Here is a 25,914-nt window from a genome sequence, read left to right on the forward strand (position 1 = left end):
AGAGGAATTAGCGTGAATTTACCGAATAAATTAACCGTGATTCGAATCTGTATGATTCCAATCTTTATCTTGATTTTAGCGTTGCCTTTAGACTGGGGTACCTTACACGCCGGAGATATTAGCTTGCCAGTGACCCATCTAGTAGCAGCTATCATCTTTGCCGTAGCGAGTATCACCGACTGGTTGGACGGCAAAATCGCCCGTTCCCGCGGATTGGTGACCAACTTCGGCAAGTTTGCCGATCCTTTGGCAGACAAGATGTTAGTCATGACCGCCTTCATCATGTTGGTAGAATTAGGCAAAGCGCCCGCGTGGGTCGTTGCCATCATCGTTTGTCGGGAATTAGCCGTTACTGGTTTGCGTCTCTTACTCGTGGAACACGGGGAAGTCATGGCAGCCGCTTGGCCCGGCAAAGTCAAAACCGCTACCCAAATGGTGGCCATCATCCTCTTGTTCATTAACAACTTGCCATTTAGTATGGCAGGCTTCCCGCTAGATCAAATCATGCTCTACGCATGTCTGGTCTTCACCATTTACTCCGGGGTGGACTACTTCGCGAAAAATACCGCGGTATTTAAAGGATCGATGTAAGAGGTTAGTAATAGTAATTGAGGAACAGCTCTGGAAGCCTATGAAGGTGGAAGGGGCTGTTTTTTCTCGGTTGTAAATTACAGAGGTTATAGCTCGCTATGCTCTAAGCTATTTCTTGATCTTACTGTTTTTTTATGGGATTCTAAAGTGGTAAGGTTTTTAGTTCTTTGATGAGTAGATAATAGAAACAGGTGAGGATATGGGAAAACAAATTAATGTAGTTGGGGCGATTTTAATTCGTGAGGGAAAGATATTATGTTGTAAACGTGGACCTGGGCGTTCTCTAGCTTACCTATGGGAATTTCCAGGTGGAAAAATTGAGAAGGGCGAGACACCTTGGGAAGCTTTGAGTCGAGAATTGCAGGAAGAGCTAAAAATAAAAGTTAAGATTGAACCAGAAGTATTTGAAGAATCAAGTTATGATTATGAATTTGGTACGGTAAAGATGAAAACAATGATTTGTCATTTGGAAAAAGGTGAACCAATTCTCACAGAACATGTTGCTCTCAAATGGCTACCAGTGACTGAGTTAGAGACATTGGAATGGGCGCCGGTAGATGTTCCAACCGTAAAAAAATTAGTAGCTCAGGGGTATTTCTATGACTGATATAGAGTTGGTGAAAAAAGCACTTTACAAAGGATTCATCGATAAGAGTATTGAAGGATCAAAGCTTGATCCGAAATTTATTGTAAATCAGCCTGAAAAGAAAGATTTCTTCTTGAATGTACTTCAAGAAGAAATTGATGAGTGTCGAACCTTTACATTTTCTGTGGCATTCGTCACACAGGATGGACTAAATGCATTAAAATCACATTTTTCGGATTTAGCAGATCGTGGAATAGAGGGGCGGTTATTAACTTCTACGTATTTAGGGTTTAATGATCCTTATGTTTTTTATTCACTACTAGAAATTCCTAATCTAGAAGTCCGTATTTCTCAGAAAAATGGGTTTCATTCCAAAGGCTATTTATTTGAACATGAGGATTATCAGTCTTTTGTTATCGGTAGTTCCAATCTGACAATGAATGCTTTAAAACTGAATTATGAATGGAATATTTTGCTTACCACTAGAGATCATGGAGAGATCATTTCTGATATTCGAAAACACTTAGAAGAAGAGTGGGTCCAAGCTGTTCCTTTGACTAAGCAATGGATTGCCAGCTATGAGCAGGAGTATAAACCACGGCCCAAAGTAGAGTCAGTGTCATTATTAACAGAGACTGATGTGATGGAAAAGAAAAGTTATATCTATCCAAATAAGATGCAGAAACTTGCTTTAGAAAATTTGAAAGAACTACGAGAAAGCGGTGCCAAAAAAGGACTAATCATTTCTGCTACAGGAACTGGAAAGACCTATTTAGCTGGTCTTGATGTAGCGCAGGTAAAGCCTAAACACATGTTGTTTATTGTTCACCGCGAGCAAATCTTGAATAAAGCAAAAGAGTCCTTTCAAAGAATTCTAGGAGGACCGGATAGCGATTATGGTGTTTTGTCTGGAACATCCAAAGAGCTTCAGGCAAAGTATTTATTTGCAACAATTCAAAGTATTTCAAGGGATAAAAACTTACAGCAATTCTCACGTGAAGCATTTGACTACGTGTTAATCGACGAGGTGCATAAGGCGGGAGCTGATTCCTATCTAAAGGTCCTCGACTATTTTGCTCCAAAGTTTCTTTTAGGCATGACGGCAACACCAGAACGAACGGATAATTTTAATATCTATGAGCTATTTGATTACAATATTGCCTATGAGATTCGTTTACAAGAGGCATTGGAAGAAGATTTACTGTGTCCATTTCATTATTTTGGTGTTACTGATTATGAAACAATTACCGAATCAACCGAGTTGAAATATTTAGCAAATACCGAACGTGCGCGGTTTTTGTTGAAAAAAATTAACTACTATGGTTGCTCTCGCAATGATCCCAAAGCTTTGGTATTTTGTAGTCGTAAAGAAGAAGCTCAGAAGCTATGTCAGCTGTTCAACGAGCAAGATGCCAAATCAGCTTATTTGACCGGTGATCATAGCATAGAAGAAAGAGAGCGGGTTGTGGAACAACTGGAGAATGGGGAAATTCAGTATATCTTCACAGTCGATATTTTTAATGAAGGGATCGATATCCCGAAAATTAATCAGGTAATTATGTTGCGTAACACACAATCGAGCATCATTTTCATTCAACAATTAGGTCGTGGTCTGCGAAAAGATCCATCGAAAGATTTTGTGACAATTATTGATTTTATTGGTAACTATCAAAATAACTATATGATTCCCATGGCTTTATCAGGAGACATTACTCGTAATAAAAATAATCTTCGAAAAGATACTTTTGATACTACTTATATCACTGGACCATCATCAGTGAATTTTGAAATAATCGCAAAAGAACGGATTTATCAATCGATTGATGCTGTAAAACTTGATGATGTTAAATCCTTAAGAGAAATTTTTAAAAATCTCAAAAATCGTATTAACAGAGTTCCTTATTTGAAAGATTTTCTAGAACATGGTGTAGTGGATCCATCAATCATTGCGACTAAATACTGTTCGTATTATGATTTCTTGGTAAAAATGAATGAAAACGAAGGAACAATCACACCAGAAGAAAATAAGCAGTTGATGTTTATGTCAAGGGAATTGTTGCCGGGGATGCGACGGCATGAGCTAATCCTATTAAAAGCATTACTAAACAAACCAGTAATAACAACGACAGATTTTCAGGAATTATTATTGGATGAAGGGCTAAATTCCGATACTCCAACGATCCTGTCTGCTTTGCGTACCTTATCGTTAGAGTTTTATACAGGGAGCAGTAGGAAGAACTACTCTGGAGCGGAGCTGATTAGCTACCATGATAAAAAAATTTTTCGCAGTACAGCTTTTGAACGAGCACTGAAAAATAGTTACTACGCTTTTCTGATAAATGATTTGCTCGGGGCTGCGCTGATAAAAAATGCCGAATATGAAACTGAGCAACCATTGACATTATATAGAAAGTACCGCAGAAGAGATGTCTTACGATTATTGAATTGGCAAGAACAGATGGTTGATCAAAATATTGGTGGCTATACGTATAAGGATGGAAAGTTTGTCATCTTCATGACCTTAGAAAAAGGCGAGAACTTCAAAGGAGCAAGGATGGCCTATGAAGATACAATAATAGACCCGCAACACATTCTCTACTACACGAAATCACCTAGGACGATCAATTCTCCAGAAGTAAAAATATTACTCGAACCGGCTGACTGGGAAATTTACATGTTCATCAAAAAATCAGATGATGAGGGAACAGATTTCTATTTTATGGGAACTGTCAATCCAATTCGAGAAACGATTCATGAGCTTATGAAACCAACTCAAGATGGTACGAAGCGTAGTGTTGTAGAAGCTGAGTTTCTTTTAGAGCACCCATTGGATTCTAAATTTTATCGTTATTTGATTGGTATTCAGTAGACGAAAAAAGGCTTAGTTACTCTTGATTGAGTAACTAAGCCTTTTTTGTTATTCCAAGTAAGTTACTGCTTCGTGAAGCCGTTCTAGCAATTCAAAGTACTCTTTCTCCAAGCCTTCTTCATAGAAAATTTTTTGATCAGTTGTTTCTAAGATGCTGGTTGCAGCTGCGAATAGTAAATCCTGATGATATACAGCCATCTTTGACATGCCACTAATTTCCATACTGATTGTTTTACTATCGTCTTCAATGTCTCCGGTTGTTACTCTTACAAAAGATTGTTTTGCCTCCATATTCATCCTCCTAAGATTAATCTGGTATTGTATTTATTAATCAAGATAAGATACGGAAATCAGAGCAAGATAATTGAAGAAGATAATTTTTAATCGATGTATAACACCCCCCCACACCAAGCTACCTTGCAGCTCGGTGTGGGGGCATTAACTAACTATCCAAGTCTTCCATAAAAACTCTTCGAATCAATTCCGTAAAGCTTTTGTGCAGGGGTGTGGATATCTCGGCGCTTCTTTGCACCATGGAAATGTAAAAAAGGGGTTGATTATCATCAATCAGATCAATGGCCAAGAGATTGTCTTCCGGTTGGATGGCGATTTCTGTTAGAAAGCCAATACCGACACCGTCTTTAATCATACTTTTTAAAATTTGCAAGTCGTCACTTTGATAGACCACATGAGGTTCAAAACCACTGGCGGCCGTGAGTTGTTGAAAAGCATAGAGATGGACGTAACGCTCACTTAAGAGTACGAAATTTTCATCGAGTAAATCGCGAAACGCTACTTGAGTTTTCGAGGCTAACGGGTGATTTTTCGCCACAATGATTTGGAATTTCTTTTCTTTTAGCAGTTCGGATTTTAAATCATCTTCCGTGAGGGGATTAATAGAGCCGATAATGCCAATGTCGATTTGCCCTAAGCGAATTTGTCGGAGTAGGTTCTCAGAGCCGTCACGAATGATTTTTAAATGTTGCAGAATATCTTGGTCTAATAATTGTTTCGACAGCTTTGGAAAATAGTAATTGCCGATGATTGGCGGCAGGCCAAAGGGAATCTGTTCGGTATTAAAATGACTCATCTCTCTTTTGGCAATCCGTAATTCTCGGAGGATTTTGTTCACGTGTTAGGAAAACTGCTGGCCTGCCGGGGTTAAGCTGATATTTTTATGGGAACGATCCCTTTCTAATAAGGTCACGTTTAATTCGGTTTCTAAGCGTTTAATGGCATACGTAATCGTGGGCTGACTGACTTGGTAAAAGTCCGCAACCTTTGAAAAACTCTTTTCGTACACCAAACGCTGATAGTATTCCAGGTCTTTTATATTCATAATTCCTCCAAAATACATATAAATATTTTTTATCCTATCCTGAAATTTCGTTTATAGCAAATGACTTGCTTTTTAAATGAGCACATCTTTTTTCATATAAATAATTTTTATCATTCTCATTGGTTTTGACTATAAGATATTTAGGCGCCTATACTTGCCATCGTAATGAAGGACAAGAATTAGGAGGAAAAACAGATGTTAACAGGTGCCAATTTATTAAACAATCCATTTTTAAACAAAGGAACAGCATTTACCAAGGAAGAACGGGCGAAATATGGTTTAACTGGGATGTTGCCAGCGACAGTGCAAACCTTAGAACAACAATCCGTCCAAGCTTATGGTCAATATCTAAGCAAACCAAGTGATCTAGAAAAACGGATCTTCTTGATGAATATTTTTAATACGAACCGGACGTTATTCTACAAATTAATGGGACAACACATCGTTGAATTTATGCCAGTTGTGTATGATCCAGTGGTTGCCGATTCAATCGAACAATACAATGAAATCTTTGTAAAACCCCAAGATGCAGCTTTTCTTTCTGTAGATGCACCAGAAGATATCAAAGCAACTTTGCAAAATGCAGCGGATGGTCGTGACATTCGTCTCATCGTTGCAACTGATGCGGAAGGGATCCTAGGTATGGGTGACTGGGGTGTCAACGGTGTCGACATCGCGATTGGGAAATTAATGGTTTACACAGCAGCTGCCGGGATTAATCCAAATCAAGTCTTACCTGTTTCCATTGATGCTGGAACCAATAACCAAGTATTGCTCAATGACCCCTTGTACCTAGGCAATCGCCATGAACGTCTTCAAGGGGAAGCATACATGGAATTTATCGATCAATTTGTTTCTGCTTCCACAGAACTTTTCCCTGAATTGTTGTTGCACTGGGAAGACTTTGGCCGAGGCAATGCTGCCAATATCCTAGCCAAATATCAAGATAAAATCACAACGTTCAATGACGACATCCAAGGAACAGGGATTGTTGTATTAGCCGGTGTGCTTGGAGGCTTGAATATTTCCAAAGCGGAATTAAAAGATCAAATCGTGTTAACGTATGGTGCTGGTACAGCCGGTGTTGGGATTGCGGAAATTCTATTGGACGAAATGGTTCGTTCCGGTATTCCAGAAGCAGAAGCCCGCACACATTTCTACCAAGTGGACAAACAAGGTTTGTTGTTTGACGACATGGATGACTTAACTCCAGGCCAAACACCATTTGCTAGAAAACGGAGTGAGTTTGCTAACAGTGAAGCATTGACTAGTTTAGAAGAAGTCGTAAAAGCAATCCACCCAACCATCATGATTGGGACTTCGACTCAACCTGGTACCTTTACCGAAAGCATCGTGAAGGAAATGGCCGCTCATACAGAACGTCCAATTATCATGCCATTGTCCAATCCAACGAAACTAGCAGAAGCGACTGCGGAAGATTTGATCAAATGGACAGACGGCCGCGCTTTAGTAGGGACTGGGATTCCAGCCGCTGATGTGGAATACAATGGCGTTACCTATGAAATCGGGCAAGCAAACAATGCGTTAATGTACCCAGGTCTAGGCTTAGGTCTGATTGCTTCTACTGCAATGCGTGTAACGAGCCAAACAATTTCTGATGCAAGTCATGCCTTAGGTGGTATTGTTGACGTGACCAAACCAGGGGCTTCTATCTTGCCTCCAGTTTCGAAACTTAACGAATTTTCTCGGACGATTGCCGAAACAGTGGTTGCTTCCGTCTTATCTCAAAATTTAAATCGTGAACCGATTGATGATGTGAAAACAGCAGTGGACCAAGCAAAATGGGTGCCTGAATATACTGATTTGACAGAAGCATAGGCCGATTCGTGAAAGGATAAGGAAAATGAAAAATGATGTAAAAACGACTAAGAGAAGTGGCTGGTTTTGGGAAACCAAAATCAGCGGTATCTCTTTGCCGTTGTATCTCGTGATTGTGGCGATTTTAATCGTCGTCATTGCATTAGGAAAATTACCAACAAGTATGATGGGTCCGATTGCCGTATTGGTAATCTTGGGTAATTTGTTCCATTACATGGGGACGAAAATCCCTATTGTAAAAGATTATTTAGGCGGTGGCTCCGTCTTTGCGATTTTTGCTTCGGCAGCCATTGCAACCTTTGGAATTTTACCAAAAGAAGTGGTGGACTCCACCAAAACGTTTGTTTCAGATATGGGCTTTTTAGACTTCTATATTGCAGCCTTGATTGCCGGTGCGATTTTAGGGATGAATCGTGACTTGCTGATTAAAGCCTCTGTTCGTTTTATCCCAGTAGCCTTAATCTCCATGGTTGCATCCTTTTTAGCCGTTGGTTTAGTGGGGATGCTGATTGGAAATGGCTTTGGAAATTCTGTCTTGTACGTTTCCTTACCAGCCATGGCCGGAGGTGTTGGTGCCGGGGCTGTGCCACTTTCAAGTATCTATGGTAGCTTCCTGCATACTGATGCGGCAGATGTCATCTCTCGCTTGATTCCTGCCACAGCCATGACCAATGTCTTAGCCATTATCGGTGCTGCTTTAACCGCGCGGATTGGTCAATCAGGAAATAAACTAAACGGCCATGGTGAAATGATGGCCAAGGGTGATTTAGGCGATACGAAGAGTGAACCTGTAAAACCCAATATCCAACAAATGGGTGTTGGTTTAATGGTGGCCCTAGCCTTCTTTATGCTAGGTCAAATCGGCAATTACTTTATACCAAAAATTCACGCTTATGCCTTTATCATTATTTTCGTTGTCATCTGTAAAGTCGGCAACTTACTACCAAAGTATTATGAAGATGCGGCAACGATGTTTAATCAATTGATCGTGAAAAACTTGACGGCTGCTGTTTTGGCAGGTATCGGGATTGCCTTGTTAAACTTAAACGTGCTGGCTGATGCCTTTACTTGGCAATTTGTGGTATTGTGCTTGACAAGTGTCGTTACGATTTCTGTCGTAGCGGGATTTGTGGGCAAACTATTCGGGTTATATCCTGTAGAAGCCGCAATTACGGCTGGCTTCTGTAATAACTCCATGGGTGGTACCGGTAATGTTGCGGTACTGAGTGCTGCAGACCGGATGAACTTAATCGCCTTTGCGCAAATGGGCAATCGTCTCGGTGGCGCTCTCGTCTTAATCTTATCTGGCTTTTTGATCCAACTTTTTTCATAGTATTTAAAAAGACACCACGGTATTTTGCTGTGGTGTCTTTGGTGTATGGTTTGGGCTGCGTCGTAAACTTTCGTTGATTTAAAAGTGGAAACAGATAATAATGAGTAGAAGAGATTGTGATAAAGAAAAAAATGACGTATAAAAGAGTTTTGTAGTTATTTATACTCAGGAGGCAAACATGAAAGCTGAAATCATTGCAGTAGGTACGGAAATATTATTAGGACAGATTACCAATACGAACGCCACGTTTTTATCGGAAGAATTGGCGGGGATGGGATTTGACGTCTATCATCACAGCGTTGTGGGAGACAATGGCGGGCGCCTGCAGGAAATTTTGGAAGTGGCCGATGCGCGCAGTGAGCTCGTGGTGCTTTGCGGAGGTTTAGGACCGACGACGGATGATTTGACGAAAGATGTGGTGGCGGAATTTGTCGGGGAAGCGCTGGTGGAAGACGGTCCCGGGTTACAAAAACTCCAAGAATTCTTTGCGAAAGCTCACCGTCAGATGACGCCAAATAATTTGCGTCAGGTCCTGGTGTTTGAGCATGGGGAGTCATTGCCCAATGATACGGGGCTGGCGATTGGGATTTTTTATCAGAAACCTCAAGGCACCGCGTATCTTTTGTTACCAGGACCTCCTAGTGAGTTGAAGCCGATGTTTCTTCGGTATGCTAAGGAGTTACTCGCTAAGAAAATGCCTCAACAGGAGCGTCTATTGTCACGGGTTTTGCGTTTTTATGGCATCGGGGAGTCGCGTTTGGTGACGGAATTGGCGGATTTGATTGACGAGCAGACGAATCCCACGATTGCCCCTTACGCTAAGCCGAATGAGGTGACCGTGCGTTTGACGGTGAAGTGTCAGGATGAAGCGACAGGTGCAGCTCTTTTGGATCAGACGGAGGAGGCGATAATCAATCGCGTGGGCGAGTATTTTTACGGCTACGGAGAGGAAACAACTTTAGAAGAAGTCGTCGTTTCTTTGCTAAAGGCACAGGGTAAGTCGATTACCGCGGCTGAGAGTCTGACTGCGGGGCAGTTTCAAAGTGTCTTAGGAAATGTTTCCGGCGTATCTGCCGTCTTTCCAGGGGGCTTTGTGACCTATTCTCCGGAAGCCAAAGAGCAATTCTTAGGCATTGCCCCAGAATTGATTGACCAGTTCGGTACGGTCAGTCAAGAGTGTGCCGAGGCCATGGCGACGGCTGCGCGGGCCAAAGCGCAGACAGATTATGCGTTAAGCTTTACCGGAGTGGCGGGACCGGATGCGCTGGAAGGTCAACCATCTGGAACGGTGTGGATTGCTCTAGCGACGGTGTCAGGGGTCACAAGCCATCAATATCACTTTACCCGAGATCGGGCCTACGTTCGTCACAGCGCCGTGATGGCGGGCTTGGACTTGTTGCGTCGGGCATTATTGGCTGAATAGTCAGGGATTAAGTTTTCTAAAGAAATGCGAAAATATGTTCGCTTTTTCTTGCTTTTTTAGTGAGGAAAAGCTATCATGAGAGTACATTAAAATGACTTCATGGCGAATGCTTGAAAATAAGGAGGCCATCCAGTGGCAGATGATCGTAAGACAGCCTTAGATGCTGCATTAAAGAAAATTGAAAAGAATTACGGTAAAGGTGCCGTAATGAAATTAGGGGAAAAGATCGACCAACAAATCGCCGTTATTCCAAGTGGCTCATTAGCCCTTGACGTGGCGCTAGGTGTCGGTGGCTATCCTCGTGGACGGATTATCGAAGTTTATGGACCAGAAAGTTCTGGTAAAACCACGGTGGCACTCCACGCCATTGCGGAAGTACAAAAATCCGGTGGGACCGCAGCCTTTATCGATGCGGAACACGCGCTGGATCCTTTGTATGCCCAAAAACTTGGGGTCGATATCGATGAATTGCTCTTGTCTCAACCAGACACTGGGGAACAAGGACTCGAAATCGCGGATGCACTGGTTTCCAGTGGTGCCGTAGATATCGTCGTAGTGGACTCGGTAGCGGCTTTAGTACCTCGTGCCGAAATCGAAGGGGAAATGGGGGATTCTCACATGGGCTTGCAAGCTCGTTTGATGTCCCAAGCTTTGCGGAAATTGTCCGGTTCGATTAACAAGACCAAGACGATTGCCATCTTCATCAACCAAATCCGTGAAAAAATCGGGGTTATGTTTGGGAATCCAGAAACCACTCCTGGGGGACGGGCGTTGAAGTTCTACGCAACGATTCGTTTGGAAGTTCGCCGGGCGGAACAATTGAAATCTGGTACGGATATCATTGGGAACCGGACGAAGATCAAAGTCGTAAAAAATAAAGTAGCGCCACCATTTAAATTGGCGGAAGTGGATATTATGTACGGCCAAGGGATTTCCCAAGAAGGGGAGCTTTTGGACATGGCGGTGGACAAAGACATCGTGGACAAGAGTGGCGCTTGGTACGCGTATAAGGGCGATCGTATCGGCCAAGGCCGGGATAATGCTAAGAACTATATGAAAGAACATCCTGAGATGAAAGCTGAAATCAACCAATTGGTGCGAGCGGCTTATGGTATCGGGGATGAAGAAGAAGTCGTGGCTGTGGAAGGCCAAGAAGAATTGCCTTTAACTGACGAATAAGAAACACAAACAAAGGACTGCAATCAATTTGATTGCGGTCCTTTTCATGAGGCGTTAATTTGCTAGGTCCACAGGTTGGATAAAGTCGGCTTGCCAAAGTTTCTTTTCGGCATCATAGTTGAAAAACCAGCGTTGCAAGAAGTATTGCTTACGCTTCGCATCCCCTGTGACGATTCGCCCGGCTTGATCCTCGGTGTAATCCAGACAGGAAAAACCAAACGTAAGGGAAAAGCTGTCGGTGCCCAGTTGGCGGTAGTTGCTAATGCGCACTAAGGAAACTTTTTGGGTATGATTGTGGAGGCCATTTTCACGATTGTCGGCTAAAACCCGTCGATGTTCATCGTAAAGCCGTGGGGTATAGCAACGAGCTGCACTTTCGAGTGTTCCCGCATCCCAGGCTGCTTGAATCTTTTGGAAGGTTTGTGCAACCTCTTGGAGTAATGCTTGTTTTTCTTGTTCCGAACCAGACATAGCAATTAAAACGTCATTACGATCCGTTTGGGCTAGGGCATGTTGCTGGCGTTTTCGTTTTAAAAAGGTAATGCCTAAGATTCCGCCAGTAAAAAGGACAAAGGAAAGAACAGAGCCAGAGCGCCCACCGATCCAAACGCGATTGCCAGAGCGGATAATCCTATGGGAGCCTCGGCTACTCCCTCCTGTGCTACTGTGCCCTCCGGAAGAGCCACCCCTATGACCACCGGCTGTGGCGTAGGCTGTGACCGGTTGAAAGAGAGCGAGGCAAAGTAAGAGGCAGAAGATTCCTTTTCGAAGTTTCATTCGTTGGTGTGCTCCATTTGTGTTTTTGGTTATTATAGCGAAAAATCACAGACCATTGCATAAGATCAGTGTTTTTTAATGAATTCTTTGGCGACTTCACAGGGAGAGTAGCGCGAGGTAGCATAACATTTTAAAAAAATGCGAACAAAGAAAGCTGTCTATAGTCTATAACGAATCAAATCATTGACTCGCTTTGGACTATTTTTTGCGCTCGGTTGAGTAAACCACAAGGGGCAAAGTGACGAATGTTTTCTTTTTCATGAGAGCGCTGAAATAACTGATTTTCTAAGGCTTCCGGGCGCTTAAGAGTTTTTTTAAAAGTTGACAGTACCAGTTACAAACATTAGAATAAAGTTGTGCACTTTGCACGCATGCGACTGTAGGCATGTTGATAATGATTGAAAATAGTTTATCAAAAAACTACAAGAATAACTAAATACGATAGTACGGAGGTGGATTTAATGGGACTTTACATTCTCCTCGCTATCATCGGTTTAATTGTTGGGCTTTTTGCAGGGTACGTCTACGCCAAAAATAAACATGAGAAACTTCATGCCGAAGAATTGGCCGGGGCAGAAAATTCCGCACAAGGTATTTTGAAAAATGCCAAAAAAGAAGCGGAAACTCTAAAAAAAGAAGCATTGTTGGAAGCTAAGGAAGAAAACCAGAAGTATCGCGGGCAAATCGAAAGTGAGTTGAAGGAAAGCAAACTTGAAATCAAATCACAAGAGAATCGCTTACTCCAAAGAGAGCAGGTCTTGGATCGTAAGGATGAGACCATCGAAAAGCGCGAGCACTCCTTGGAGGATCGTGAGCGGAAACTTAGTGCAAAACAGCAATTAATTGACGAGCGAGAACAAGAAGTCGAAAAACTGATTGAAGGACAACAGCAAGAACTAGAACGTGTTGCTGCCTTGTCTCGAGATGAAGCCAAAGAAATCATCATGAAATCGACGGAAGAAGAACTGAACCATGAATTAACATTGATGGTGAAGGAATCCGAACAACGGGCGAAGGAAGAAGCCGATCGCAAGGCGAAGAATCTCTTGTCATTGGCCATTCAACGTTGTGCAGCAGACTCGGTTTCAGAAAATACGGTTTCGGTGGTGTCCTTGCCAAATGATGAGATGAAAGGTCGCATTATCGGTCGGGAAGGGCGGAATATCCGTACCTTAGAAACCTTGACCGGGATCGATTTGATCATTGATGATACACCAGAAGCAGTCGTTTTATCTGGTTTCGATCCGATTCGTCGGGAAATCGCCCGCATGACCTTGGAAAAACTAATCCAAGATGGGCGGATTCATCCAGCTCGTATCGAAGAGATGGTGGAAAAATCCCGGAAAGAAATGGATGAACGCATTCGGGAGTACGGGGAGCAAGCAGCCTTCGAGGTTGGTGCACATACCTTGCATCCGGACTTGATCAAGATTTTAGGACGTCTGCGCTTCAGAACCAGTTACGGTCAAAACGTCTTGAACCACTCCATCGAAGTTGCCAAACTTTCTGGCGTCTTAGCGGCGGAATTGGGCGAAGATGTTCAATTGGCAAAACGAGCTGGTTTACTCCACGATATCGGGAAGGCTTTGGATCACGAAATCGAAGGCTCTCACGTGGAAATCGGTGCGGAATTAGCTGCGAAGTACAAAGAAAACCCAGTTGTGATCAACGCCATTTCCTCTCACCATGGGGATGTGGAAGCTACTTCAGTTATTTCTGTTTTGGTAGCCGCAGCGGACGCATTGTCAGCTGCACGGCCAGGTGCTCGTAGTGAGTCCTTGGAAAACTACATCCGCCGTCTGGAAAACTTGGAAAATATCTCCAACAGTTTCCCAGGAGTGGAATCCAGCTTTGCCGTCCAAGCCGGTCGGGAAGTTCGAGTGATGGTCAAACCAGAAGAAATATCCGATTTGGATGCGGTACGTCTCGTACGGGATATCCGCAAGAAAATCGAAGACGACTTGGATTATCCAGGTCATATCAAAGTCACTGTTATTCGGGAAACCCGAGCAGTGGATTACGCGAAATAAACACGACGCCTCAAGAGTTACTCTTGAGGCGTTTTTTGTGCACTCTAGGTCTTAATAAGGCGCAGAGGCAGTGCTATGCTATACTTGAGAAAATGACATGCAGGAGGGTTCACTCATGGGGGAAGGATTACAGGAGATTAAGATATCTGAGATTGCTGGGGTAACGTTTGGTCAAGCGCAGGACTATACTGCTATGACCGGGGTAAGCGTGGCGCTTTTTTCCGGGGAAAACACCGGGGGAATCGATGTCAGTGGCGGTGGCCCGGCCAGTCGGGAAGCTCATTTGTTATCGCCTTATACGGATACGAAATCACTCAATGCTTTAGTCTTTGCCGGGGGATCGGCGTATGGCTTAGGCGCAGCCGATGGGGTCATGAAATACTTAGAGGAACGCAACCGGGGGTTTGCCGTGCCTGGTGGGGTGGTACCTTTGGTGGTCCAGTCCGATATTTTTGATTTAACCTTAGGGGATGGCCGAGTACGCCCGGATGCCAAGATGGCTTATGGGGCTTGTCTGGCGGCAGAAGCAGGGAGAGAACCAGTGAGTGGGAGTGTCGGTGCCGGAACCGGGGCTGCCGTGGGCAAACTGTATGGCATGGGCCAAAGCCAGAAGGCAGGGATTGCTTTTCACGCCGCACAACTTGGAGAGTTACAAGTCGGTGTCATGGTGGTGGTCAATGCTTTTGGAGATGTTTTCGATTGGGAATCAGGCAAGCAGATTCGAGGCTTACTGGATTCTAAACGGCAGAATTTATTGTCCACGGAAGCCGAGTTGTACAAACAGATGATTGCACTACAAACCGGTACCAATACCACATTGGCGGCAATTTTTACCAACGCTCAGTTCAATGAAGGGGAAATGAATAAAATCGCTGCCATGGCTCGCAGTGGCTTGGCGCGGGCCATTAGTCCGGTAAACACCATGGCGGACGGGGACACGATTTACGCTTTTTCCTTGGGAGAGGTTAAAGCCGATTTGAACATTGTGGGGCTGCTAGCTGCCCGGGTTCTGTCTGAAGGGATCAAAAAAGCGGTGACTCAGGAGGATTTCTCCGAGGAGGCCTACCGGAACTTGGTTTTGGCTCACTGATTTGATTTGGCAAATTTGCCGGAATAAAGTACCATTTACTCAAGGAGTGAAGCGAATGAAAGCAACTTTGCAACGAATATATGCGATCATAAAAAAACATAGCCTGCTATTGCGGCTGTTGTTTTTTGGCTCGATTTTAATTTTTGTGGCCAATCAGGTCATCAATATTGCCCACGGGATGAGCTGGCAAGAAGTAGGAACTACCATCAGCCAGCAGAATACCGGTTCCTTGATTGCCATGGGGGCTTTAGGCTTGTTGGCGGTTTTACCCACGCTGGGTTATGACTGGGTGACGGTTAAGACCTTGGAGGCTCAGGGAAAACCCAAAATGAGCTGGCGAGACTTCTTTGTGTCGGCCTGGACGACGAATACGATTAACAATCTCGCCGGGTTTGGCGGGGTCGTGGGCGCCAGTCTGCGGGCCAATTTCTACGGCAAAGGCACAGAGCGCAAGCAAGTCTTAGCCGTGGTCTCAAAAGTGGCTTTGTTTATGGTCACGGGGCTATCCTTGTGGTCCTTGCTTTTGGCGGTGCAGATTTATGGCTTTGGTTGGCATCCGGAATTTCGTAGTTATTGGCTGTGGTTGTTGATTGGCAGTCTTTTAACTCCGGGCTTGCTTTTCTTTTCCTATCTGCGGCGCAAACGCCTTTTTGCGGATCTGTTTCCTAAAGGGGTCTTGCAATTAGTGACGATTTCTTTTTGTCAGTGGACCTGTGCATTGGGGATTTTCCTGGCCATTGGGTATTTCATGGGCTTGGAGTTTGCCATAACCGATGTGTACCCGATGTTTTTGATTGCTACCTTGATTGGGATGCTTACCATGGTCCCCGGGGGCATGGGAACCTTTGATGTCATGATGATCTTAGGAATGAGCAATCTAGGCTTCTCCCAGAATCAGACCTTGGTTTGGTTGTTATACTATCGTTTGTTTTATTACTTAGTACCCTTTCTTTCTGGAATCTTGCTTTTCTTAACGAGAAGTAGCGTGCGCTTGAACCGCTTCTTTGATAATCTGCCTAAGCTGATGTTACAAAAAGCAGCCCACTTTATCGTGGTGATTGGAGTGTACTTCTCAGGAATTATGATGGTCTTGTTGGCCACGGTGAAAAATCTGTCTGCCGTGAGTAGTTTCTTCCGTTTTATCTTGCCCTTTTCTTTTAACTTCCTAGATCAAACCTTGAATCTTCTAGTGGGCTTTTTGTTGCTGGGCTTGGCCCGGGCGCTGTACGCCAAGGTGAAAAAAGCGTATTTGCCCACTTTGGTGGTGCTGCTGTTTGGGATTTTAAACACCATTACCCGGACGCGCTCACCTCACTTATTTTTCGTCTATTGTGGGGTCATCTTTTTGGTCTGGTTAGCACGAAAAGAATTTTACCGGGAAAAATTCGTCTACTCCTGGGGGGCGATGATCTTTGATGCGGTGCTCTTTGGGACCTTGTTAGTAGTCTATGGCGTCGCCGGCGTGCATCGAGGTAGCTGGTGGAACAATGAAATCCTCGGCGGACGCTTCATCTTATTCCCTTCAGAAGACATTTGGTTTGCAGGATTGATTGGTTTGGCATTGTCTTTACTGGTTTTGTTTGGCTTACAACAATACTTGTCGGTTAGCGAAAAAGAATTAGGCGTGTCCTTTGATCCGTATCGCTTCACTGCTTTTTTAGGCAAGTATGCCGGCACGAATTCCAGTCACCGGCTCTTTTTGGGCTATCGCTTGTATTATTACCAAGTGGAAGGGGAAGACCGGGTCGTCTTTGGGTTCCAGATTAAGGGCAATCGGCTCTTTATTTTAGGCAATCCAATCGGGGAAGCCACGCTGTTCCGGGAAGCCACCTTGGCATTTTTAAAGGAAGCCGATCTCTATGGCTATCAGCTAGCCTTTTATAAGGTGAGCGAGGAATACGTGGTGACCCTTCATGATTTGGGTTATGACTTTACCAAAATTGGGGAGTCCGGTTCCTTGGACCTGACTCAACCAAACGACTTTGGCAAAGGAGAAAGCTTCCGCAAAGTCTCAACTCAAGGTTATCAATTTACCTATTACCAACACTTACCTTTAGATCTTTTACCAGCCTTGCAAAAGGTTTCCAATGACTGGCTAGGAGGCAAGGCGGAAAAAAACTTTGCCAGTGGTCGCTTTGATGTGGACTATCTGTTGTCGGCACCGGTGGGAGTCTTAAAAGACCAGCAAAATCACGTGGTGGGCTTTATCACGGAGCAACCGATCGATGCCAACTGGGTCTCTTATGACCTTTTGCGCTTGCAAGAGGGGCTACCTCAAGAAGCAGCGGGCTTTTTGGTCTTAAATATGTTGACCGTGTGGCAGAAAGCTGGCTTCCACTTTGCTGATCTAAATATGGTACCTTTGGCTCATGTGGGGGAAGCCCCCACATCATTTTTCCAAGAGCGGGTGATGAATGTCATCTACAACTATGGCAATGTCTTTTACGATTTTCGCCTAAATTATCAAGGGAAAGATTCCTTTGCCGATTTTTGGACGGGTTGCTATTTCGCTTATCCGAAAGAGGGCAGTTTCTATTTGGCCGTGATGCAGCTCTTGTTGTTAATCGGCCGAGGTAAGAACAAAGGCCCATCTCTAGCAGAAGAAGTCTTAGAAGAATAAAGAAAAAGCACCGGACACTGGGATTAACAGTGTCCGGTGCTTTTTTATTAAACCTTGCGGCGGCGGGCAAAGTCCACAAAACGGAATTTGTCCAAGCGGTGAATGGACTCGCTATATTGGAAACAGCGGGTGTCTTCCAAGTACACTAGGCTGCGGACGATAACCACGTGTTGATCCTCAGTGGTCAAGTCCATTAAGTCTCGAATCTCTTTATTCACCGGCTCTACGGTGATTTCCTTTTGCGCGTATGAGACTTCTAGCCCCAGATCGTTTTCAAAGTATTGAAATAAAGAGTCTTGGGCCTTGTTAATGGGAATTTCTGGAATGATTTGGGCATTGACATAGTCTCGGTCCAAGATGACCACTTCATTGTCGATTTTCCGCTGGCGAATCAGCTTCCAAGCTTCGGAAGCCACGGGCCAATCGGTAATCTCGTGGAGTTTCGGTGAAACGGCGATTTTTCGCAGTTCCGCCACGTTGGTCTCATTGGGGATGTGTTGGGCATTTTGCAATTCCTTAAAGCTGGTCAAACCAGAAATCGGAAAATCAAAGCGATTCATATCCAAGACGATGGAGCCTTTGCCTTGTTTCTTTTGGATATAGCCGGAGTTCTTTAACAGGTTTAACGCTTTGCGAATCGTTTCACGTGAAACACCGTAAATTTGGATGAGCTGATTCTCACTGGGGAGCAAGCTCTGGGGGGGGTATTCTTGATTGACGATTTTTTGTTCGAGATCCAAAAATATCTCACGGAACTTATTCATGGCGCAACCTCCTCATGGTATTCGAACTCAATTATAGAGATTTTTTCAAGGGAAAACAATCTCCGTTCTTTATTTTTGGAGTAATTCAGGAATATCTAGCTCGGTTAATTGATGCACGGTGATGTCCGCTCCGTGGAGAGGCTCGCCGGAAAGGACGCCTACAGCATACATGCCACAAGCTTTGATACCATCTAGGCCGGCTTGTGCATCTTCAAAGCCCACACATTCTTCTGGTTGAAAACCTAATAGTTCTGCGGCTTTGACGAAGATTTCGGGATCTGGCTTGCCCTTGTGTAAGCTAGCAGGATCGACAATGGCTGCAAACCGATCAGCAACCCCGAGTTTTTCCAAGATGAAAGGCGCATTTTTAGAAGCGGAAGCGATAGCGCATGGTACTTGGTTTGCTTGGGCGCCGTCTAAAAAGTCATGAACGCCAGGCAAAAGATCTGCTGGGGTCAAGGATTGCAACAATTCCACGTAATGAGTATTTTTCTTTTCTGCTAAAGCGGCTTTTTCTTCCGGGGTGAAGTCGTCACTGCGACCACCGTGCGCCAAGATGCGCTCCAAGGAATCCATGCGGCTAATGCCTTTTAATTGTTCGTTGAATTTCAAGTCCACGTCGATATTGATTTCTTTGGCCAAATCCCGCCAAGCGATAAAGTGGTACTTCGCCGTATCAGTAATGACGCCGTCTAAGTCGAATACAAAACCTTTTTTCATGTGAGTTACTCCTTTAGTAGTTTTTTATTAAGGATTTTCCGTGAAGCCGTAAAGGGCCTCATGGGGTTGATTGGCCAAAAGGTGCACGTTCTTTTGGCCGATGATAATCTGGGTATCTTGACTGGCTGTGACCCGCATCTCACCAGGGCCAATCCAAATTTGATAGTCGATGCCTAGGCGGGTAATCCGAAAACTCAAGGAAGACCAGGCCACAGGGAGATCCGGGTTGAAGGTCAAGAGGTCTTCTCTAATATCCATGCCAGCAAAGGTCGTCAAAGGAATGAAGAGGGTAGCCGCCATGACACCGGCGTGGATGCCTTCTGCGGTGGTGCCGCCTTGAATGTCCCGATAGTCTGAAGACAAGGCTTCTTGATACAGCTTCCAAGCCAGCTCTTCTTCATTTACCATGGCCGCCAGCTGGGCGTGAACCACCCGGGAGAGGGTCGATCCATGGGAAGTGCGTTTCAAGTAGTAGTGGAGATTTTCCGTCACGTAATTTTCCGGTAGATCATAACCGAGACTCGTCAAAATGTCTTGAACTTGATTCTTCGAGAAATTGTAGTAAATCATCAGACTATCCGCTTGTTTGGCTACTTTGTAGTCGTCTGCGGATTTGCCTTCCGCGTTTAAGATGCGATCCATGCGGTAGATATTGCCATAAGTCTTACGATAGTGGTCCCAATCCAAGTCTTTCAAAGCGAAATACCCGTCAAATTGGGCGATGATGCCTTCTGGATTGATATCTAACGCTAATTTGTGCCGGATATCTTCCATTTTTGCCAAGAGTTCATCTGTAAGCTGGGTCTTTTCTTGCACCGCAGCAAATTCCGCCGAGTCAAAGTTTGCCTGTAAACTCAAAACCTCGGTGAAGAGCCAGACCACCATCATATTGGTGTAGGCATTGTTTTTCAAGCCACCTTTTTCGGCTCCCGGATAGGATTCGTGGAATTCGTCTGGCCCCATGACACCACTGATGTCGTAGCGCTGACTGGTTTCATCCCAACGAGCAATACTTTGCCAGAAGTGAGCGATTTCTAGTAAGAGTTCCAAGCCGTAGTCCCGCATAAAGGCCGTATCCCCGGTATTGTGGAAATACTGCCAGACGTTATAAGCAATAGCTAAAGACACATGGCGTTGCAAGCGACTGTGGTCTTCTTTCCATTGACCACTGATAGGATTCAAGTGCAGCTCTTGGGATTGCTCGCTACCGGTAAGTCCCGACTGCCAAGGGAACATGGCTCCTTGTAAGCCGATTTGCTGCGCCGCTTCTTTGGCTGCTGGAAGTCTTCGATACCGGTAAAGTAGAAGCTCTTTGGCCGTTTCCGGGAAGTGCAAGATGTAAAAAGGTAAGATGAAAAGCTCATCCCAGAAAATATGCCCCCGATAGGCTTCCCCGTGGAGTCCCCGGGCGGTCACAGAAGCGTCTAGTTGGCGGTTGCCAGTAGGCGAGGCCGCCACGAAAAGGTGATAGGTGTGCAGATTCAAGAGTTTTTGACTCATTAAGTCGCCAGTGACCGTGATGCCGGCTTGCTCCCAGAGCGTTTGCCAAGCACTGCTGGAACCTTGTAGTAAGTCACTGAAAGCCGGAAATTCGCTTTGGGCTAAGTCTTGCTCCGGTACCTTTTCTTCTGCCCGATACACGTGAACGGAGACGGTCTTTTCGACTTCTTGCCAGTGCCCCATAGCAGCGTCTAAGGTTAAGGATTGTTTGACTTTTTCTGAGCTAGTTTCATTAGTTAAATTGGACAAGTCCAAGGTGGAGCTAGTTAATTGAGATTCTTGCCAAATGGTAATCTTAGAGGCTTTGGTACGAGCGATTAGAAGTGCTTTATCTCCCGTGGCCTGCGTAGCCAAAACATCCAGATGATGATTGGTCAAACTGCGATAGCGGGCCACATTGTAATTGTAGACTGCGCCATCTGCTTCCGTGACCAGTGTGATTTTGCCAGAGAAATTCAGCGGTTTAAAACGGTAGCGTAGGCTGTAGTAGTGGATTTGTTCCATGCTTACGACTTTCGCTGTTTCAATGGCTAATTGCCGACCGTCAGCAAGCGTCACGAGAGCCTCACTCGTTAAAAGACCGTCTTTGAGATGTAAAGAACGCTTGAAGTGACTGAGGGTATCCTGAGTGAGGAGGACTTTTTCCCCCTCGATGACCAAGTAGATTTTTTGCAGATTCGGCGCATTGACGAAATCTTCATTGGTAATGGTGCGGTCACTCACCCTGGAGTCGGCTTCATTGTACAAGCTAGCCAGATAAGTCGCAGGGTAGCAGTCGTCGGAAATTTCCATTTCCGGTGTGGTCCCCCGTAAGCCCATAAAGCCATTGCCCACGGTGAGCAATGATTCTACTGAATATTCGTCTTTTCCTGGGCGATAACCGTAATAGTCCAGTCGCCAAGGAATTTCTGCGGCTACTTTGTCAAAATCGGTAGTAGGATTGGTGACGAAAGGCTGATTTAAGTGTTCCGTAAGCCATTGACTGAGTTCGAAAACGCCGGTTTCCATTTGCAAAATAAGGGGCTTTTCGCAGTGAATTACGCCACCTTCCAGTGACTCAGTGGCTAAGAATTCCTGCAATGCCAAAGCATTTTCCTGAGGGGACCCACTAAAGGAGCGTTGTTGGCCATTTGGCAAAGCAACCTGCCATGTTTGGTCTAAAGTGATCGTCGCTAGATTCATCTTGTTTTTTCGGACACCAGGCTCAGCTTTCAATCAGTCTGCCGGGTCCTACTTCTCCTTTCTGGATTGCCACGTTCAAGTTACTTGTCTATACATGCAAAATAATTATAACGGAATTTGGCAACGATTTCAATCGTTATCCCTTATTTTTCTGAAAAACGAGGAGGGAATTCAAAAATAAAAAAGAGACTGGAAAAAATTTGAGCGGATCGTAAAAAAAAGTCTTTAATGTAAGGATTTTTTGTCAAATAAGTAACAGTGTCGAATTTTTTCGAAAAACAGACACAATAAAAATAAAACGCTTGCATAAATAAAATGAAAAAGGTATTATGGGATTGTAACGGACATATATATACAAGTTGTTGTTTTTGGAAAAGGAAAAAGGAAGGGGCTTACTCGTATGGGGAAGTATCAAGCTGATGCCAAACAGTTATTGGCGGACATTGGTGGCAAGGAAAACGTGGCGGCAGTGACTCACTGTGCCACCCGCATGCGCTTTGTCTTAAACGATCAAAGCAAGGCAAATGAAAAGGCGATTGAAGAGATTCCTAGTGTGAAAGGGATGTTTACCAACGCCGGTCAGTTTCAAGTAATTATCGGGAATGACGTAGCCGATTTTTACAATGATTTTTCGGCAATTTCCGGAATTGAAGGCGTCTCCAAGGAACAAAGCAAAGTGGCGGCGAAGCAAAATCAGAATATCGTGCAACGAATCATCGGTGTTTTAGCGGAAATCTTTACCCCGCTGTTACCAGCCATTATTGTCGGTGGTTTGATGCTCGGTTTCCGGAACTTTTTGGAAGGGGTACCACTGGATGCCCTAGGCGGTCAAACGATTACGGAAAGTTCCGTCTTTTGGAATGGGGTCAACGGCTTTTTATGGCTCCCATGTGAGGCGATTTTCCACTTCTTACCAGTGGGGATCACTTGGTCCATCACCCGTAAGATGGGGACGACCCAGATTTTGGGGATTGTGTTAGGGATTACGTTAGTGTCACCGCAATTATTGAATGCTTATGCCGTGAATGGTACCAGTGCGGCAGATATCGCGCAAAACTGGACGTGGGATTTTGGCTTCTTTACCATTGATAAGATTGGCTACCAAGCCCAAGTAATTCCGGCGATGTTAGCAGGGTTCTTATTGGTTTATTTGGAAAAATTCTTTAGAAAACACATTCCAGAAGCTGTTTCTATGATTTTTGTACCACTATTCTCATTACTACCAACGATTTTAGCGGCGCACATGATCTTAGGGCCGATTGGTTGGAAGATTGGTTCAGGGATTTCCTTCGTGGTCAATGCTGGCTTAACTTCTTCGTTCAGCTGGTTGTTCAGTTTGATCTTTGGGGGACTTTATGCGCCATTGGTGATCACCGGTTTGCACCACACGACTTTGGCGATTGATAGCCAACTGGTAGCAGACTTTGGCTCCACCAACTTATGGCCGATGATCATGCTCTCCAATATTGCCCAAGGGACGGCGGTATTGGCGGTCTACTTCCAACATCGGGGCAATAAAAAAGAAGAACAAATCTCCGTTCCGGCAACGATTTCCGCGTATCTGGGGGTTACCGAGCCGGCGATGTTCGGGATTAATTTGAAATACGTTTATCCGTTTATTGCGGCAATGGTAGGCTCCGCTATTGGGGGGATGCTGATTACCATAACCAATACTCGGGCGCTAGGAATCGGGGTCGGCGGTTTGCCAGGCTTCTTATCCTTCAAAATAAACAATTATCCCATGGTTTTTGCTTCCATGCTTGTGACCATGGTGATTACTTTTGTGATGACCTATGTGTTCCGAAACGTCAAAGCCTTAAACAAGTTAGAACCGGAATACGATGAAGGGGGCTTGGCAATGGCGACAGCTGGTGGCGCTGGAAGTGGTCCAGCGGTTTCCGTAATGGATACCAAAGACGCTAGCACTGCCGTAGCAACGCCAGACATGGTGACCCAAGAGATGATTTATGCCCCAGTGGAAGGGGAAGTCATCATGATTGGGGAAGTGGCTGATCCAGTCTTTTCTCAAAAAATGATGGGTGACGGTTTTGCGGTAAGACCTAAAGGCCAAGAAATCTACGCGCCAGTCGCCGGTACAATTACCAGCATCTTCGCTACAAAACACGCGATTGGGATTTTGACTCCAGCTGGGGCGGAAGTCTTGGTTCACATGGGCTTAGATACCGTAGAATTAAACGGCGCACCTTTCGATGTGAAAGTCACAGAAGGTGCTAGTGTGACTTCTGAAACCTTACTGGCAGTCATGGATCTCACAGCGGTGAAAGCCGCGGGGAAAGGCACCGATGTGGTGGTGGCCTTCACCAACCGAGAAAAGATTGCCGGAGTAACTTTGGAACAAACTGGTGAAATTGCCGAACAGTCTCAAATCGGTTATGTAACAGTCAAAGGGTAACTCAACAAAAAAACACGACAGGCCCGCACTCGGTGTCTAGTCGTGTTTTTTGTGGTGTTCCAGATAGCTCATTAAAATCAACAGGGGATCGATATCGGTTTTTGTTAAAGAGAGAGGTGCGGATAAAGGGGTGGCGGTGAAGTTTTCCGCCGCTTTTAAAGGCAAAATCTCTGTCGCCACTAGCTGACCATAACTGATTTGATAGAGCTTTTTTCGTCTTGTGGTAAGGGGAAGTGCAAATAACTGTTGAGGAATTGCTTGAAAGGCATTCATCCGCTGCTGTTGTTCGTAAAAATAGCGAGCGCTGGTTGCCAATTCTTGCAGCTGTTGGGCCGATTCGAAGTTTAACTGGGCTGCCAAGCTAGCAATGCGCTGGTCTAGAAGTGTTAAAAAGTCCGTCTTTCCGCCTTGCCAAAAGCCTAAAATTTGTTCTTTCTTTTCTGTAAGCAAACGTTTCGGCATTTCCGGTAATTGACGACTGACGGCGAGATGAGTCACATAGTTCACATCAGGCAACAGATAAGTATCCGTCAGTAGTTGCACCAAATGAGGCAGTTGTTTGTACTGACGAAAGGGTCCCAGTAGTTGGCTATTTGCGGGAATATTTTCCGGTGCTTCCGCCAAAATCTGCAAATGCGCCTCCTGAACCAAAACATAGGCGTAATTTTGCTGAGCGTTCATCACCCGGTTGTAATAAGGATGGTATTTTTGAATCAGGCGACATTCCAATAGCAAAGCGTCTAACTCCGTATCCACGGTGTGATACTCAAGGTCGTGGATGTTAAAGACCATGCGTTGAACTTTTTTGGAGTGTTGCCCATTGTGATGAAAGTAGGAACGCACACGATTTTTCAGGTTTTTCGCCTTCCCCACGTAAAAGATGTCTCCGTGGAGATCCTTCATCAAGTAAATCCCTGGCTTGTCCGGCAAATCCCGGAGTTTTTCTTGTAATGTTTTCATGGATGAAACGTACCAGAAATTTCCTGGATACTCAAGTCAAAACACAGTAGCTTAACACCTAAGCAAAAAAGCCCCCCTTCTTCCGCTTGTTTTCGGCTGAGAAGGTGGGGCTCTTTTCTTCATTTAGGGGTATTACTCAATGGGAATCGTTTTGCCTGGTTGTTCCGCCAACGTCTTTTTCGGCAAAGTCAAATGCAAGACGCCATTGTCAAAAGTTGCTTTAATCTTTTCTTCGTCGATGTCTTTCATGGTGAAAGAACGTTGATAGCTACTGCTGGAACGCTCCCGGCGCAAGTAACGGCCTTCATCGTCTTTTTCCTCACTACTGGTTTTTTGAACAGCAGCAATGGATAAGACATCGTCTCCATAGTGCAAGGTAATGTCTTCTTTTTGAATGCCAGGGAGGTCCGCTTTGACTTCGTAGCGATCAGGATATTCTTTAATGTCGGTTGCGATTTGTCGGTCTTGCCAAAAATTGTTCATGAGTTTGCCTACTAGATCTTCACCATTTGCTCGCAATGCATGGAGATCATCAAAATCTGGAATCAAGTTTGCCATCGTATCAACCTACTTTCTCTTTTTGATACTTTTATTGTATGCCGTACTTTGTGGGAAATGCAACTGATTTGGCAATTCAAATAAGGTGTCTTTCCTTGCTTTTCTTCCATCCTATATGAAAAAGTGTCAGACCGAGGAGTT

At 44.6% G+C, this 25,914-nt stretch carries 20 protein-coding genes; 11 read left to right on the top strand and 9 right to left on the bottom strand.

The annotated features are described in order from the left end of the window. Positions 1-12: 12 nt before the first annotated feature. The 3 genes from pgsA to I579_RS04140 all read left to right on the top strand — a co-directional run bounded on the left by pgsA (position 13) and on the right by I579_RS04140 (position 4,046). Positions 13-591, top strand: a complete 579-nt coding sequence (gene pgsA / locus I579_RS04130; RefSeq protein WP_010754872.1) for a CDP-diacylglycerol--glycerol-3-phosphate 3-phosphatidyltransferase — start codon at positions 13-15, stop codon at positions 589-591. Between the two features lie 199 nt (positions 592-790). After that, complete coding sequence (locus I579_RS04135; RefSeq protein WP_010754871.1) at positions 791-1,198, top strand: (deoxy)nucleoside triphosphate pyrophosphohydrolase; 408 nt, start codon at positions 791-793, stop codon at positions 1,196-1,198. Continuing rightward, entirely contained in the window at positions 1,191-4,046 is a 2,856-nt protein-coding gene (locus I579_RS04140) for a DEAD/DEAH box helicase (RefSeq protein ID WP_010754870.1), read from the top strand. The genes I579_RS04135 and I579_RS04140 overlap by 8 nt, the downstream gene beginning before the upstream one ends. A gap of 48 nt (positions 4,047-4,094) precedes the next feature. Here I579_RS04140 and I579_RS04145 read toward each other — a convergent pair whose 3' ends face one another. The 3 genes from I579_RS04145 to I579_RS12975 all read right to left on the bottom strand — a co-directional run bounded on the left by I579_RS04145 (position 4,095) and on the right by I579_RS12975 (position 5,385). Continuing rightward, the gene (locus tag I579_RS04145; protein ID WP_010754869.1) at positions 4,095-4,337 is read right to left on the bottom strand and encodes a hypothetical protein; all 243 of its coding nucleotides are present in this window, start codon (positions 4,335-4,337) and stop codon (positions 4,095-4,097) included. Positions 4,338-4,488: 151 nt separating this feature from the next. Beyond that, positions 4,489-5,136: a LysR substrate-binding domain-containing protein gene (locus I579_RS04150; RefSeq protein WP_010754868.1), complete on the bottom strand. Its 648-nt coding sequence runs from the start codon at positions 5,134-5,136 to the stop codon at positions 4,489-4,491. Positions 5,137-5,181: 45 nt separating this feature from the next. Beyond that, the gene (locus tag I579_RS12975; RefSeq protein ID WP_010754867.1) at positions 5,182-5,385 is read right to left on the bottom strand and encodes a helix-turn-helix domain-containing protein; all 204 of its coding nucleotides are present in this window, start codon (positions 5,383-5,385) and stop codon (positions 5,182-5,184) included. Positions 5,386-5,580: 195 nt separating this feature from the next. On the opposite strand from I579_RS12975, the gene I579_RS04155 reads away from it, so the two are divergent. From I579_RS04155 to recA, 4 genes are all read left to right on the top strand, one after another. Further along, positions 5,581-7,224 (top strand): malolactic enzyme, encoded by a 1,644-nt coding sequence (locus I579_RS04155; RefSeq protein ID WP_010754866.1) that lies wholly within the window; start codon positions 5,581-5,583, stop codon positions 7,222-7,224. A 25-nt stretch (positions 7,225-7,249) separates the two neighbouring features. Beyond that, positions 7,250-8,557 (top strand): 2-hydroxycarboxylate transporter family protein, encoded by a 1,308-nt coding sequence (locus tag I579_RS04160; protein ID WP_010754865.1) that lies wholly within the window; start codon positions 7,250-7,252, stop codon positions 8,555-8,557. A 178-nt stretch (positions 8,558-8,735) separates the two neighbouring features. Next, complete coding sequence (locus I579_RS04165; protein WP_010754864.1) at positions 8,736-9,980, top strand: competence/damage-inducible protein A; 1,245 nt, start codon at positions 8,736-8,738, stop codon at positions 9,978-9,980. 132 nt (positions 9,981-10,112) lie between these two features. Next, on the top strand, positions 10,113-11,159 hold the full coding sequence (recA, locus tag I579_RS04170) for a recombinase RecA (protein ID WP_010754861.1): 1,047 nt from the start codon (positions 10,113-10,115) through the stop codon (positions 11,157-11,159). 54 nt (positions 11,160-11,213) lie between these two features. Here recA and I579_RS04175 read toward each other — a convergent pair whose 3' ends face one another. Continuing rightward, complete coding sequence (locus I579_RS04175) at positions 11,214-11,936, bottom strand: TIM44-like domain-containing protein (protein ID WP_010754860.1); 723 nt, start codon at positions 11,934-11,936, stop codon at positions 11,214-11,216. 461 nt (positions 11,937-12,397) lie between these two features. Between I579_RS04175 and rny the strand changes: the two genes are divergently transcribed. From rny to mprF, 3 genes are all read left to right on the top strand, one after another. Next, on the top strand, positions 12,398-13,966 hold the full coding sequence (gene rny / locus I579_RS04180) for a ribonuclease Y (RefSeq protein WP_010754859.1): 1,569 nt from the start codon (positions 12,398-12,400) through the stop codon (positions 13,964-13,966). Positions 13,967-14,081: 115 nt separating this feature from the next. Further along, positions 14,082-15,056, top strand: coding sequence for a P1 family peptidase (locus I579_RS04185; protein ID WP_010754858.1), 975 nt, complete (start codon positions 14,082-14,084; stop codon positions 15,054-15,056). A 55-nt stretch (positions 15,057-15,111) separates the two neighbouring features. Beyond that, the gene (gene mprF, locus I579_RS04190; protein WP_010754857.1) at positions 15,112-17,676 is read left to right on the top strand and encodes a bifunctional lysylphosphatidylglycerol flippase/synthetase MprF; all 2,565 of its coding nucleotides are present in this window, start codon (positions 15,112-15,114) and stop codon (positions 17,674-17,676) included. A gap of 47 nt (positions 17,677-17,723) precedes the next feature. Here mprF and treR read toward each other — a convergent pair whose 3' ends face one another. From treR to I579_RS04205, 3 genes are all read right to left on the bottom strand, one after another. After that, positions 17,724-18,440 carry a trehalose operon repressor gene (gene treR, locus I579_RS04195; protein WP_010754856.1) on the bottom strand — a complete coding sequence of 239 codons (717 nt, stop codon included), beginning with the start codon at positions 18,438-18,440 and terminating at the stop codon, positions 17,724-17,726. Positions 18,441-18,509: 69 nt separating this feature from the next. Next, positions 18,510-19,160 carry a beta-phosphoglucomutase gene (gene pgmB, locus I579_RS04200; RefSeq protein ID WP_010754855.1) on the bottom strand — a complete coding sequence of 217 codons (651 nt, stop codon included), beginning with the start codon at positions 19,158-19,160 and terminating at the stop codon, positions 18,510-18,512. Between the two features lie 27 nt (positions 19,161-19,187). Beyond that, on the bottom strand, positions 19,188-21,842 hold the full coding sequence (locus I579_RS04205) for a glycoside hydrolase family 65 protein (RefSeq protein WP_034810838.1): 2,655 nt from the start codon (positions 21,840-21,842) through the stop codon (positions 19,188-19,190). A 400-nt stretch (positions 21,843-22,242) separates the two neighbouring features. On the opposite strand from I579_RS04205, the gene treP reads away from it, so the two are divergent. Beyond that, the gene (treP, locus tag I579_RS04210; RefSeq protein WP_010754853.1) at positions 22,243-24,255 is read left to right on the top strand and encodes a PTS system trehalose-specific EIIBC component; all 2,013 of its coding nucleotides are present in this window, start codon (positions 22,243-22,245) and stop codon (positions 24,253-24,255) included. 36 nt (positions 24,256-24,291) lie between these two features. Here the strand turns inward: treP and I579_RS04215 are convergent, their stop codons facing one another. Next, positions 24,292-25,215: a GIY-YIG nuclease family protein gene (locus tag I579_RS04215; RefSeq protein WP_010754852.1), complete on the bottom strand. Its 924-nt coding sequence runs from the start codon at positions 25,213-25,215 to the stop codon at positions 24,292-24,294. Between the two features lie 132 nt (positions 25,216-25,347). Beyond that, positions 25,348-25,773, bottom strand: coding sequence for an Hsp20/alpha crystallin family protein (locus I579_RS04220; protein WP_010754851.1), 426 nt, complete (start codon positions 25,771-25,773; stop codon positions 25,348-25,350). Positions 25,774-25,914: the final 141 nt, after the last annotated feature.

It is taken from the genome of Enterococcus asini ATCC 700915, assembly GCF_000407365.1.
Classification (GTDB): Bacteria; Bacillota; Bacilli; order Lactobacillales; family Enterococcaceae; genus Enterococcus_C; species Enterococcus_C asini.

What these genes read in the sequence shown, in the direction of transcription:
- I579_RS04135 (WP_010754871.1), top strand. Translation starts at nt 791, where the DNA reads ATGGGAAAACAAATTAATGTAGTTGGGGCGATTTTAATTCGTGAGGGA.
- I579_RS04140 (WP_010754870.1), top strand. Translation starts at nt 1,191, where the DNA reads ATGACTGATATAGAGTTGGTGAAAAAAGCACTTTACAAAGGATTCATC.
- I579_RS04145 (WP_010754869.1), bottom strand. Translation starts at nt 4,337, where the DNA reads ATGGAGGCAAAACAATCTTTTGTAAGAGTAACAACCGGAGACATTGAA.
- I579_RS04150 (WP_010754868.1), bottom strand. Translation starts at nt 5,136, where the DNA reads ATGAGTCATTTTAATACCGAACAGATTCCCTTTGGCCTGCCGCCAATC.
- I579_RS12975 (WP_010754867.1), bottom strand. Translation starts at nt 5,385, where the DNA reads ATGAATATAAAAGACCTGGAATACTATCAGCGTTTGGTGTACGAAAAG.
- I579_RS04155 (WP_010754866.1), top strand. Translation starts at nt 5,581, where the DNA reads ATGTTAACAGGTGCCAATTTATTAAACAATCCATTTTTAAACAAAGGA.
- I579_RS04160 (WP_010754865.1), top strand. Translation starts at nt 7,250, where the DNA reads ATGAAAAATGATGTAAAAACGACTAAGAGAAGTGGCTGGTTTTGGGAA.
- I579_RS04165 (WP_010754864.1), top strand. Translation starts at nt 8,736, where the DNA reads ATGAAAGCTGAAATCATTGCAGTAGGTACGGAAATATTATTAGGACAG.
- I579_RS04175 (WP_010754860.1), bottom strand. Translation starts at nt 11,936, where the DNA reads ATGAAACTTCGAAAAGGAATCTTCTGCCTCTTACTTTGCCTCGCTCTC.
- rny (WP_010754859.1), top strand. Translation starts at nt 12,398, where the DNA reads ATGGGACTTTACATTCTCCTCGCTATCATCGGTTTAATTGTTGGGCTT.
- I579_RS04185 (WP_010754858.1), top strand. Translation starts at nt 14,082, where the DNA reads ATGGGGGAAGGATTACAGGAGATTAAGATATCTGAGATTGCTGGGGTA.
- mprF (WP_010754857.1), top strand. Translation starts at nt 15,112, where the DNA reads ATGAAAGCAACTTTGCAACGAATATATGCGATCATAAAAAAACATAGC.
- treR (WP_010754856.1), bottom strand. Translation starts at nt 18,440, where the DNA reads ATGAATAAGTTCCGTGAGATATTTTTGGATCTCGAACAAAAAATCGTC.
- pgmB (WP_010754855.1), bottom strand. Translation starts at nt 19,160, where the DNA reads ATGAAAAAAGGTTTTGTATTCGACTTAGACGGCGTCATTACTGATACG.
- I579_RS04205 (WP_034810838.1), bottom strand. Translation starts at nt 21,842, where the DNA reads ATGAATCTAGCGACGATCACTTTAGACCAAACATGGCAGGTTGCTTTG.
- treP (WP_010754853.1), top strand. Translation starts at nt 22,243, where the DNA reads ATGGGGAAGTATCAAGCTGATGCCAAACAGTTATTGGCGGACATTGGT.
- I579_RS04215 (WP_010754852.1), bottom strand. Translation starts at nt 25,215, where the DNA reads ATGAAAACATTACAAGAAAAACTCCGGGATTTGCCGGACAAGCCAGGG.
- I579_RS04220 (WP_010754851.1), bottom strand. Translation starts at nt 25,773, where the DNA reads ATGGCAAACTTGATTCCAGATTTTGATGATCTCCATGCATTGCGAGCA.